This is a genomic window from Sporichthya sp., assembly GCF_013815995.1.
In the GTDB taxonomy this organism is placed as follows: Bacteria; Actinomycetota; Actinomycetes; order Sporichthyales; family Sporichthyaceae; genus Sporichthya.
In genome coordinates this window covers 1-11,168 of sequence record NZ_JACDFE010000156.1, presented here as the reverse complement: position 1 = coordinate 11,168, position 11,168 = coordinate 1, and the positions used below count along the sequence as shown (strand labels likewise).

General features: G+C 68.7%; 11 protein-coding genes. 7 read left to right on the top strand and 4 right to left on the bottom strand.

Going from position 1 to position 11,168, the window contains the following annotated elements:
* Both H0X00_RS16505 and H0X00_RS16500 read left to right on the top strand, forming a co-directional pair.
* On the top strand, positions 1-484 hold a 484-nt coding region (locus H0X00_RS16505; protein ID WP_293772939.1), incomplete at its 5' end, for a redoxin domain-containing protein.
* A 54-nt stretch (positions 485-538) separates the two neighbouring features.
* Positions 539-1,480, top strand: coding sequence for a cytochrome c biogenesis protein CcdA (locus H0X00_RS16500; RefSeq protein WP_293772938.1), 942 nt, complete (start codon positions 539-541; stop codon positions 1,478-1,480).
* Positions 1,481-1,592: 112 nt separating this feature from the next.
* On the opposite strand, the gene H0X00_RS16495 is transcribed toward H0X00_RS16500, so the two are convergent.
* Positions 1,593-2,138 carry a TIGR03086 family metal-binding protein gene (locus tag H0X00_RS16495; protein WP_293772936.1) on the bottom strand — a complete coding sequence of 182 codons (546 nt, stop codon included), beginning with the start codon at positions 2,136-2,138 and terminating at the stop codon, positions 1,593-1,595.
* A gap of 417 nt (positions 2,139-2,555) precedes the next feature.
* Between H0X00_RS16495 and H0X00_RS16490 the strand changes: the two genes are divergently transcribed.
* On the top strand, positions 2,556-3,104 hold the full coding sequence (locus H0X00_RS16490; protein ID WP_293772934.1) for a peroxiredoxin-like family protein: 549 nt from the start codon (positions 2,556-2,558) through the stop codon (positions 3,102-3,104).
* Between the two features lie 115 nt (positions 3,105-3,219).
* On the opposite strand, the gene H0X00_RS16485 is transcribed toward H0X00_RS16490, so the two are convergent.
* Together H0X00_RS16485 and H0X00_RS16480 are read right to left on the bottom strand one after the other, a co-directional pair.
* Positions 3,220-3,648 (bottom strand): hypothetical protein, encoded by a 429-nt coding sequence (locus tag H0X00_RS16485; protein ID WP_293772933.1) that lies wholly within the window; start codon positions 3,646-3,648, stop codon positions 3,220-3,222.
* Positions 3,649-3,677: 29 nt separating this feature from the next.
* A complete protein-coding gene (locus H0X00_RS16480) occupies positions 3,678-5,366 on the bottom strand; it encodes a GAF domain-containing protein (RefSeq protein ID WP_293772931.1) in 1,689 nt (562 codons plus the stop codon).
* Between the two features lie 122 nt (positions 5,367-5,488).
* Between H0X00_RS16480 and H0X00_RS16475 the strand changes: the two genes are divergently transcribed.
* The 4 genes from H0X00_RS16475 (at position 5,489) to H0X00_RS16460 (ending at position 10,007) form a co-directional block, all read left to right on the top strand.
* The gene (locus tag H0X00_RS16475; RefSeq protein WP_293772929.1) at positions 5,489-6,604 is read left to right on the top strand and encodes a DUF5938 domain-containing protein; all 1,116 of its coding nucleotides are present in this window, start codon (positions 5,489-5,491) and stop codon (positions 6,602-6,604) included.
* A gap of 80 nt (positions 6,605-6,684) precedes the next feature.
* Positions 6,685-8,298 carry an AMP-binding protein gene (locus H0X00_RS16470; protein WP_293772926.1) on the top strand — a complete coding sequence of 538 codons (1,614 nt, stop codon included), beginning with the start codon at positions 6,685-6,687 and terminating at the stop codon, positions 8,296-8,298.
* On the top strand, positions 8,295-9,473 hold the full coding sequence (locus H0X00_RS16465) for a lipid-transfer protein (protein WP_293772924.1): 1,179 nt from the start codon (positions 8,295-8,297) through the stop codon (positions 9,471-9,473). Before H0X00_RS16470 ends, H0X00_RS16465 begins: the two co-directional genes overlap by 4 nt.
* A gap of 78 nt (positions 9,474-9,551) precedes the next feature.
* Positions 9,552-10,007 (top strand): DUF3237 domain-containing protein, encoded by a 456-nt coding sequence (locus tag H0X00_RS16460; RefSeq protein WP_293772921.1) that lies wholly within the window; start codon positions 9,552-9,554, stop codon positions 10,005-10,007.
* 130 nt (positions 10,008-10,137) lie between these two features.
* Here the strand turns inward: H0X00_RS16460 and H0X00_RS16455 are convergent, their stop codons facing one another.
* Positions 10,138-11,052, bottom strand: a complete 915-nt coding sequence (locus H0X00_RS16455; protein WP_293772918.1) for an IS3 family transposase — start codon at positions 11,050-11,052, stop codon at positions 10,138-10,140.
* Between the last annotated feature and the right edge of the window lie 116 nt (positions 11,053-11,168).

Here is an 11,168-nt window from a genome sequence, read left to right as displayed (position 1 = left end):
GGCGGGGACGAGCGCGCAGGCCGCGGGGGCCGGGACGCAGGCGCGGAATCCCGTTGCCGCACAGGGCCTGCCGGTTCCCGTGCCGCTGCGCTTCACCGCGGCTGCGGTGGACGGATCCACGATCGACGGGGCCGCGCTCGCCGCCCAGCCGACCGTGGCGTGGTTCTGGACGCCGTGGTGCACGATCTGCCGCGCCGAGGCGCCCGACGTCGCCGCGGCGGCGGCGAAGTTCGGAGACCAGGTGAACTTCGTCGGCATCGCCGGGCTCGGCCAGGTGTCGGCGATGCAACGCTTCGTGTCCGACACCGGGGTCGGCGGGTTCGCCCACGCCGTGGACTCCGACGGCAGCATCTGGCAGGGCTTCGGGGTGATCGGGCAGCCCTCGTTCGCGTTCGTGCACCCCGACGGCCAGATCGAGGTCGTGCCCGGATCGATGTCGCCCGGTGACCTGGAGAAGCGGATTGCCGGGCTGCTGGCCAGCTAATCTGATGATGTCTCAGATGCCAGGGCACCCTGGGGTGGTTCCGCGGGCCGAGTGGTGAACGAGGCCGCGCTCACCCTTGCGTTCGCCGCGGGCACGCTGGCCGCGGTGAACCCGTGCGGGTTCGCGCTCTTGCCGGCTTACCTGACCCTGTTCGTCTCCGGCGGGGACACCCAGAGGCCCGCCGCCGCCGGCGTGCACCGCGGCCAGGGCGTGCGAACCACGCGCGCCCTGGCCCCACTGCGCCGCGCGGGGATGGCCACGGCGGCGATGACGGCCGGATTCGTCGTCGTCTTCGGGACCTTCGCGCTGATCATCACCCCGTTCGCGTTGTCGGTGGAGCGGGCTCTGCCCTGGGCCACCGTGGTGATCGGGTTCGGGCTGTTGGGCCTGGGCGGGTGGCTGCTGGCCGGCCGGGAACTCACCGTGGCCACGCCGAAACTGGGGACCCGCAGCGATCCGACCGCCTCGGCTCGGGCGATGGGTGCGTACGGCATTTCGTTCGCCGTGGCCTCGCTCTCCTGCACGGTCGGACCGTTCCTGGCCGTGACCACCACCGCCTTCCGGGACAACAGCGTCCTTGGCGTGGTGGGTGTCTTCGTGGCCTACGCCCTCGGGATGGGCTCGGTGGTCGGGGCGCTGACCCTGGCGGTGGCGCTCTCCCGCGAGGCCCTCGTGCGGCGCCTGCGTTCCGCCCTGCCGTACGTCACGCGGGTCGGCGGTGGGTTGCTGATTCTGGCCGGGGCGTACGCGGCCTACTACGGCTGGTACGAGATCCGGGTGCTGCGCGGGGACCGTGTCAACGACCCGATCATCGACACCGCGATCGCCTGGCAGGCCGACCTGAGCCGCGCGATCGCCGGCCTCGACGCCCGCGACATCCTCGGCGCCGTGGTCGTGCTCGCGGCGCTGGCCTGGCTGGCCGGGCGGGCCGGTACTCGACGGCGGGCGCGGGTCGGCGTCGGCTCCGGCGGACCGGGGGCGTCCCCATGCGAGTGAGGCCGGCTCAGGTCGCCTTGGGTCTCGGGCTCGCCCTGGTCCACCGTTGCACGCCGCTGGGGTGAAACTGGAGCAGGTCTCGGTGGTGGTCAGCGTCCGGGCGGCGCTCCGCTCAGACTTCGCGCCCGCAGAAGCACATGAGCTGCGTGATCACGTCGGCGTCCGGCGGTGCGGTGGTCTCCGGCTTGAACAGGCCGGGGCCGCGCAGCACGTCGCCCATCGCGCGTAGGCCGGCCAACGCCTCGGCGGCCGCGGTGGCGTCGATGTTCTCGTCCCCGCCGGTGGCCCGGGCCACGTCCCAGGTGTGGATGAGGATGTCCATGCATTGGAACCGGCCGATGAAACTCTCGACCGGCATCGGCCCGAACGGAGTGTCCACCGGAGCCCCGGCCCGCTCCGGGTCGGCCAGCACCGCCTCGACGTCGGCCCGGGCCGCGGACCACTCCTTCACCACATCGGTCACCGGCGCCGGCACGTGCTCAACGCCGGTAAGGCGGTCCAGCACCGCACGGGCATTGCCGATCACGTGGGCCATCACATCCCTCGCCGTCCAACCCGCGCACGGTGAGGAGTTCGCCCACGCGTCCTCGGGCGCCGCCTCGACGCGGTCGGTGAGGTCATCGGCCAGCCGCCGGTAGCGGTCGAGGGTGTCGGACACGGCTTCCCCTTCGGTGTGTGGTCAGGGATCGGGGCTCTGACGGCCCGCATGTTCGCGCCCGCCGTCCCCTTGATCCAAGCATCCTCCGCCCGCACCTCATCCGGGGGCGATGCCATTCTCGACGATGCGCAGGGACCCTTCCGCAATGTGCCACCCAGCGAGGAGTCCGCGGACGTCCAGAGTCATTCGTGATCACCTTCGGGGAGCACACCCTGACCCACGACCGCGCCGACGACAACCGGTGATCCGCACGCAGCGCGGCGGGAGGTCGCGGCACGTATCGATTCGGTGACCATGGAATGCAAGGATCTGCAGAACGGCTAGGTCGGCGAGCGGGTGAAGGTGGTACTTCGCGGGGCTGATCCGGGCTGAGTACGCCGCGGACGGGTTCGCCGCGGCACGATGGATGGAGACGACATGGCTCGTAGCAATCGGGTAGCCCCGCCGCGCAAGCCGGGTGACCGGATCGATGCGGTGCAGCGGGCCACGATCGACGGGCGGCCGGTGTCGCTGCCCGATCCCGAACGAATGGTGCACCTGCAGTTCCGGCGATTCGCCGGCTGTCCGATCTGCAACCTGCACCTGCGCTCGTTCGCCGATCGGGCCGAGGAGGTGGCGGCCGCCGGGGTGCACGAGATCGTGGTCTTCCATTCGGCCGCGGACAAGCTCACCCCGTTCCCGGACTTGCAGCGCTTCGATACCATCGCCGACCCGCAGCGCGAGCTCTACGACGCCTTCGGCGTGCGTTCCTCCATCCGATCCGAACTCAGCCCCCGCGCCCTGTCCGCGGGAATGCGCGGCCTCGTCGGCCGGCGTGGACCGTTGGCCATGGACATGCGCGCGGGCATTCTCGGCCTGCCGGCGGACCTGCTCATCACCCCGGACGGCACGGTCGCCGACTGCCACTACGGCACCCACGCCTCCGACCAATGGACAGTCGACGAGGTACTCCAACGAGCGCACTGACGGTCACGACCCACCCTCACCCACCGAGGGAATCTGGTGACACCCGATGTCCGACTGCTCAGCCCGATCACGGCCCGCGTCCCCGGCGCGTTTCCCGACGCCCGGGACACAGCGATCATCCCCAGGTGGCGACGATCGATCCAGCGGACTGGCTCATCCTGCTGACCCCGCTCGGATTGCTGGCGCGAGCTTCGAGATTGATGGCGAGCGCGACGGCAAGGAGCAGGTCCTCGGCACCCTTTGGAGCGGACGCGCCGGCTGTTCGCGCCCGTGTGAGCGCTGCGCAGAATCCGGTGTTGAGGGCAACGCGGTAACGGTGGAAGCGGTGAGCTACCTCTGGATCGCCACTCCCGAGTTGAGTGGCGCTGTTGATCATGAGGCATCCGTGGCGGCCAGGGTCTGTCGACTTGAGCGCGCTGAGGTCCTCGAAGAACCGGGCGCATGCCTCGAGGCCGGGCACGAGTGGGTCATGCAGAGGGGCGATCAGCGTGGATTCGGTGAGCTCCAGGTACCGGTCGAGGCACTCCAGCAGCAGCTCGTGCAACGCCCGGGCGTGCCCGGGTGCGGGCGAGGTCACGAACTCGGCGGCGCCGAATCCTGGCCGGCCACCCGCGTGTCAACGAAGCGCAGCATGGCCAGTGCGAGTTGGAGTTCGAAGCGGGTTCCGGGATCACGTAGGTCGACTGCGAGGAGGTCGGCGATCTTGGCCAGGCGGTACTTCAGCGTCGTCTCGCCGATGTACAGCCGGGCGCAGGTCTGGCCGTGGTGCCCATTGGTCGCGAGATACTCGCGGAGGGTGGGCACCAGTTGCATCCGTCGGCGCCGGTCGTGCTCCTGGAGCGGACCGAGCAGGCGCACCACAGTGTGCTGAGCGAACTCGATGCTGGGCGCATCCAGCAGGAAGTTCATCGGGCCGAGGTCGTCGTAGGAGACGATCTCGACACCGCCGTCGGAGCTCGCCGAGCGCTCGCTCAGGGAGACGCAGGCGTCCGCGGCGGCATAGGCGCGGCGGATGTCGGCCACGAGTGGGCCGACACCGACGGAGCCGCGGACTGCGCCGGCAACCAGCTCGGCCCGCAGGTTGTCCACCAGCGCGATCGTGTGGTTCTGCAGGGACTCTGGCACCGCGGCGACCGCCCGGCCCGAGCGCTTGGTCAGCAGAACCTGGCTCTGCCGGGATCCGAGCTCCTGGTGGAGCACGGCGCGAATCATGTCGTCGATCGATTGGGGATGCGTGAGCGGCACCGATGCCTGTATGACGATGATCCGGAAACGCTCGGTCAGATCGAGTCGGAGTTGCCTGGCCCGAGCTTCGACCAGGGTTCGGTCCTGCGCGCCGGCGTCGAGCAGGTCATCGAGTAGGCGGCTGCTGTAGCGCCGTTCTATCTCGCCCGCGTAGTCCACCTTCACCAACTCGAGGCCGCAGATCGTGCGCGAGTGTTCGACCGCGGTGACGTCCAGCGCGCTGAGCGGTTCGTCGTGGAACACCTCGAGAGCCCCCAGCGTCCGATCGTTGGCGGTGATTACCTCCCGGGTGCCTGGGCGCAGTCCGCCGAGGTCCGCATCGGTGGGGAACGTGACGGACGGCAGGCCCAAGACGCTGGGTTCGATCCGGACCGGACGCTCGAGCAGCCGGGACAGAATCCCGGCGATTCCGGCCAGGCCCACCCCGCGCAGGCTGGCCTGTGTGAACTGGTCGTGGATCTCCACGGACCGGGCCAGCAGGTCATTCTGTTCGCGCAGCCGGGTGTAGAGCCGCTGGTTCTCGATGGCAACCGAGGTCTGCCCGGCGAGCGCCTCCAGGAGTCGGACGTCATCGTGGCTGAACGTCGAGGGGCGACGCCGGCCCACGTACAGCGCGCCTATCGACTGATCGCTCCGGAACAGCGGACAGCAGATCAGCGAGCTGATCCCTTCCTCGTCGATGACCGAGCGCACGGCCTCCGAGGTCGGATGCTCGTACACCCGGTAGTCCTCGACGACGACCGGCTTGCGCTGCGCCAGCGCAAGCCCCACCACTCCGGCCTCGATCGGCAGGGAGACGTCCAGGAAGCGCTCGGAACGGAAGCCCACCAGGACTACAGCGCGAAGTTGTTGTTCCGCGGGGTCGACGAGGACCAGCCATGCGATGTCGGTCTCGAGCAATTTGGCCGCGGACTTCGCGATGAGGTCCAGGACCTCGGTAAGGCCGGTCCGGCCCTCGTGGATCTCCAGCGCGATGTCCGCGAAGGCGTCGAAGGCGGCGACGGAACTCCTGCGCATGGAGGCCCTCCCACGTGGCTCGAAGAGACTATTGAAGAGTTAAATCTAGCCCCGGCCAGGCTAACTCCAAAGGAGGTTGGCGACCTACGGTGGCGGCCTCCCACGTAAGAAGGAGTGCGGAAATGAAGAAGCCGGTCGTAGTTCTGGGGGCCAGCGGATACACGGGGCAACTCGTCATGGAGTCTCTGGCCGAGTGCGGAATCCCGTTCGTCGCGGCGGGCCGCAGCGCAAGCCGCGTCGAGGCCGCCGCGGCCGGCGTCCCCGGAATCGAGGGGGCCGATTACGAGGTCGTCGAGGTCGACGTGGATCGGCAACGCCTCAACGAGGTGTTTACCGGGTCGCGGGTGGTGTGCAACACGGTCGGGCCGTTCCTCAAACTCGCGGCGCCGGTGGTGGAGGCCGCGATCGAGGCCGGTTGCCACTACATCGACACCGCCGGTGAACAGCCGTGGCTGTTCCGGGCGAAGGATGCCTACCACGAGGCGTTTGCCGAGAACGGTCGGGTACTCGCGCCCTCGACCGCCGCGTTGTACACGACCGCGGACATCGCGGTCAGTCTGGCGCGCGAGCTGGTTCCCGGCGCGGACTCGTTGGACGTCTTCAACTACCTCAACGGCACGCCGACCGCGGCGTCGACCCAGTCCATTTTCGATCTGCTCCGATCGCCCGCCTATCGGCTGCAGGACAACCAGCTCGTCGCCTGGGATCCCACGATCGTGTACCACGCGACCAGCCCAGCGGACAGCGAGGTCATTCCCGCTGCGCCGTGGGGCGGCACCTCGCTCCCGGCGTGGTACCTGGACGATCCGCAGATCCGCAATGTGAAGGCGCTCACCGGCTGGATGAGCCGCGGCCTCGTCTCCACGGTCGTGGACATCGGTAAGCAGGTTCTGGAGCGGGCCGAGGGCAAGGACGAGGCGGCCCTGATCGCCTTCCTGGAGGAGACGGCGCACGGAATCCAGGCCGGCGTTCCGCAGCGGGAGAACCCCAGGATCAATCGCTACTGCGACTCAGCCACCGTGCGGAGCACCTTGAACGCCGCGCAGGTTGCCCTCTTCGGTCATTCCGCCTACCGCCAGACCGGGCTGTACATGGCGACGGCGGCCTCGCTGCTGCTGGGGGGCGCGTTCCGTCGGACCGGTTTCACCTCACCGTGCGCAACCTTCGGCCACCACGCGCTCCTTGAACCCCAGACCCAGGCCGGCATGTTGCGCCCGGTGACCATCTTCCAGAGCTGAGGGATCATGCCGCACGAAGCGTCCGGGCCGGTCGTCGCCGCATGACGTACCGTCACTTACGGGACCCTGGCCGATGGACGGTGACCGAGGTTCTCGCCGCCCAGGCCGAGGCACACGGCGAGGATCCGTTCCTCATCACGACCGACGGCGACGTCCTGACCTACGCTGCCGCACAGGACCAGGCGGCGAGGGTGGGAGCGTTCCTGCGAAGCGTCGGCATCGGCCGGGGCGACGGCCTCGCCGTGATCCTGCCGAACTCGTTGGACTTCGTACGCGTCTGGCTGGGGGCCGCGCACGTCGGCGCCACCTTCGTTCCGTTGAACCCGGCCCTGACCGGAGACTTCCTCGCGCACCAGCTCCGCGTGTCCGGTGCCTCGGTCGCCGTCGTGGACGCCGACCTTCTCACGAACCTGGAGGCCGTGGCGGGGGAGATCGGACAACCCCCGACCGCGCTGGTCGTCGGTGAGCCGAAGAACCCGACACAGCTCAGAGTTCGGCGCTTCTCCGAATGGTCGGGGGCGAGCCCCGGTCAGCCTGCGCACACCTGCGCGCGAGACACCGCCTGCGTCATGTTCACCTCAGGAACGACCGGCCCCTCCAAAGGCGTGGTCATGCCGCACGCCCACTGTTACCTGCTGGGCCTGGGCAGCGTGGACAATCTCGCGGTCACGTCGTCGGATCGCTACTACATCGCGATGCCGCTGTACCACGCGAACGCGCTGTTCATGCAGCTGTACGCCACGCTGATCGCCGGCGGCTCCGCGGTGCTGCGGAACCGCTTCAGCGCCTCGGAGTGGTTGCCCGACATGCGACGCCACGGCTGCACGGTCACCAACCTGCTCGGGGCGATGTCGCAGTTCATCATCGATCAACCGGATCAGCCCACCGATCGCGAGCACCGGGTCCGGGTGGTTCTCCCGGCCCCCAACCCGGCGCACCACGAGGACGCCTGGCGAACTCGGTTCGGGATCGCCGAGGTGGTGTCGGCGTACGGGATGACCGAGGCCAACATCCCGCTCTACGGACGCCTCGGGGAATCGCGCCCCGGGACGGCCGGCTTCGCCTACAGCCGCTACTTCGAGGTTGAGATCCATGACCCGGACAGCGACGAGCCGGTCGCTCCCGGCGTTCCCGGGGAGATCTGCGTGCGATCCAAGGTGCCGTACGGATTCTCCGGCGGCTATCTCGGGATGCCGGCCGAAACGGTGACCGCGGTCCGCAACTTCTGGTTCCACACCGGGGACCTGGGCGTCATGGACGAGCACGGATGCGTGACGTTCGTCGATCGCCACAAGGATTGCATCCGACGGCGCGGGGAGAACATCTCCTCCTTCGAAGTCGAGCAAGCCATGGCCAAACACCCTCAGGTCAAGGAGGTCGCCGCGTTCCCGGTTCCCTCCACACCGGTCGGCACGGAGGACGAAGTGATGCTGGCGGTGGTTCCCCACGGGCCGGATCTGACCGAGACCGACCTCGCCGCCTACGCCGATTCGATCCTCCCGAGATTCGCTCGCCCCCGCTACATCGAACTCGTCACCGACCTGCCCAAGACCCCGACCGAACGAGTCCGCAAAGCCGTCCTCCGGGAGCGGGGAATCACCGCCGCGACGTGGGACCGGGACAACCCGGTCCGGTCGACGGAACCCGCACAGCGGCTCGAGCCCACCCCCGCCAATTCGGAGGTATCCGCATGAACACACCTGTCATCGCCGGCATCGGGATGGTCCCCTTCCGTAGCCCCCGCTCATCGAACGCGACCTATGACCAGCTTGCCGCAGAGGCGGTGCAGCACGCACTGCGTGACGCCGGGATGGTCTACGACGACGTCCAACAGGTCTACGCCAGCTACGTCTACGGCGACAGCACGTCGGGACAGCGAGCGCTCTATCCCCTGGGACGCACCGGGGTGCCGATCGTCAACGTCAACAACAACTGCTCCTCCGGGGCCACAGCGCTCTACCTGGCCTGGCAGGCGGTGGCGGCCGGAGCGGTCGAGTGCGTCCTGGTCGTCGGCTTCGAACAGATGAATCCCGGAGCCATCGACACGGTATTCGGAGATCGGCCATCTCCGTTGGAGCCCTTCAACGAACGCGTGGTCGAGCGCTACCCCGAATCCGCCGACCTGCCGCCCGCGCTGCGCCTGTTCGGCGCCGCCGCGGCTGAGTACCAAGAAACTTACGGAGCCTCCGACGAGCTGTTCGCCGAGGTCCGGGTCAAGGCCAGCCGGCACGCGATCGACAACCCGAACGCGATCTTCCGCAAGGAACTGTCCGTCGAGGACGTCCTCAAAAGCCCGCGCCTGTTCCTGAACCTCACCCGCCTGCAGGCCTGCCCACCCTCGACCGGCGCCGCCGCCGTCCTCGTCTGCTCCGCCGCGTGGGGGGCGCGCCGGCAACTGAGCCGCCCGGTCACCGTTCTCGGCATGGCACTGGGCACCGACTCGGATGCATCCTTCGACGGCAGAATGACAGCCCTGGTCGGTGCCGCCATGAGCGCGCGGGTCGCACGCTCCGCCTACGAGCTCGCGGGCAGAGGCCCGCAGGACGCCCAGGTCGTGGAGCTGCACGACTGCTTCGCCCCGGCGGAGGTGATCTTCGGCGAGGCAATCGGGTTGTGCCCCGAGGGCGAGTCGGAGCAGTTCGTCTCGGATCGGCAGAACACCTACGGGGGCCGGATCGTCGTCAATCCCTCCGGCGGACTGTTGTCGAAGGGCCACCCGTTGGGGGCAACCGGCGTTGCCCAATGCGTGGAGCTGGTGCATCAGTTGCGCGGGACGGCCGGCACCCGGCAGGTGCCCGGCGCCAGCACCGCCATCCAACACAACGTTGGGCTCGGCGGCGCCGCGGTGGTGGGGGTCTATGCGGCCTAGCACACCCAGTGCCCAGGTCCTGTCCGTTCAGTAACCGTGCCCGTCCATCCGTGAAGACCGCGGGAAGGAAGCCTCGTCGTGCCAGCCGAACTCGCCTATGCATTCAGCTACACCGGTCGACTCAAGGAACCCCTGACGATCGGCGGGCCCTACGGCAATCGCACCGTCTTCGAGGTGATCGACGGGAAGGTCGATGGCCTAGGGCTCGGTGGCGAGGTTCGAAGCGGCGGTGCCGACTGGATGCTCATCGGCGCCGACGGTTGGGCGCGGCTCGATGTCCGCGCTCAGATCACGCTCTCGGACGGTGCGGCCATCTACGCGTACTACCACGGGTTCCTAGAGATCAATGAGGCCGTCCAAGCCTGGCTCGCCCGCGACGAGATGACGTCCTACGGCGATCACTACTTCCGGACCAGCCCGCGTTTCGAGACCGGCCACCCGGACTATCAATGGCTGACCCACACGCTGTTCGTCGGCGAGGGCCACTTCCTCCCGAACCGGACCGTGGAATACCGCGTGTTCAAAGTGACCTGACGCCACCTCGGCTGTGGGGCTCGGCGGCTCGTCGACGATGGCCTGATGCCACACGATGCCCAGCCGACCCCATGCCGTCGGGGCTCCGTCTGGGGTTGACCCGCTTTGACGGACAGGTTGGTTGGATCGGTCAGGCCGCCCGCAGGGCGGCGAAGTTTTCGTAGGCGTTCGGGCTGAGGTAGCTCAGTGCGGAGTGCCTGCGTCTGGTGTTGTACCACCCCTCGATGTAGTCGAAGATCGCCGCCCGGGCGGCGGCGTGCGTGGGCCAGGAACGACGGTCGAGCAGCTCGCCCTTGATGGTGGCGAAGAACGATTCGGCCAGCGCGTTGTCCCAGCATTGACCGGTGCGCCCGACCGAGAGCCGAACGCCCAGTTCCCTTGCCACGTCGGCAAACTGGGCGCTGGTGTACTGGCAGCCGCGGTCGGAGTGAAAGATCACCCCGGCCGCCGGGCGGCGGATGGTGACCGCGTTGCGTAGAGCCTGTTCGACCAGGTCGGTGCGCAGGTGATCGGCAGTGGCCCAGCCCACCACCTTGCGCGAGGCGATGTCGATCACGGTGGCCAGGAACAGCCACCCTTCCCAGGTGGGGATGAAGGTGATGTCCCCGCACCAGCGCTGATCGAGGCCGAACGGGTCCGGGTCGAAGTCGCGCCCGATCAGGTCCGACAGCGCGGGCGCGTCCGGATCCGCGATGGTGGTGGTGCGCCACCGCTTGGGGGTGCGCCCTTGCAAGCCCGCGACCTGCATCAGCCTTGCGATCCGTTTGCGGCCATGGTGGTGCCCGTCCTCAGCCAGCTCCTGGTGCACCCGCGGGGCGCCGTAGGTACCGTTGGATTCGTCGTGGATCGCAGTGATCCGCTCGGTCAGCGCGGCGTCCTCGCGGGCCCGGACGGACCCGCCGGCGGCCTGCTGGGCGGCGTGGGCGTAGTAGGCGGAGCGGGAGACCTTGAGCAGCTCACAGGCCCGCGCGACGTTCCCCGCGCCCGGGCCCTGGGGGTGGCTGCGTGCCTTCTCCGCCTCGATGAACGGATACACGTTCTGCATATCTGCTTGAGTGCAGTGATCCTTATCGGGACTGGTATCTGACGATCAGTTCGTTCAGCGGGTGTGGATCGGTGGCGACGGCCTGCTGGAGCAGGCGGTAGAAGAGCATGCCGCGG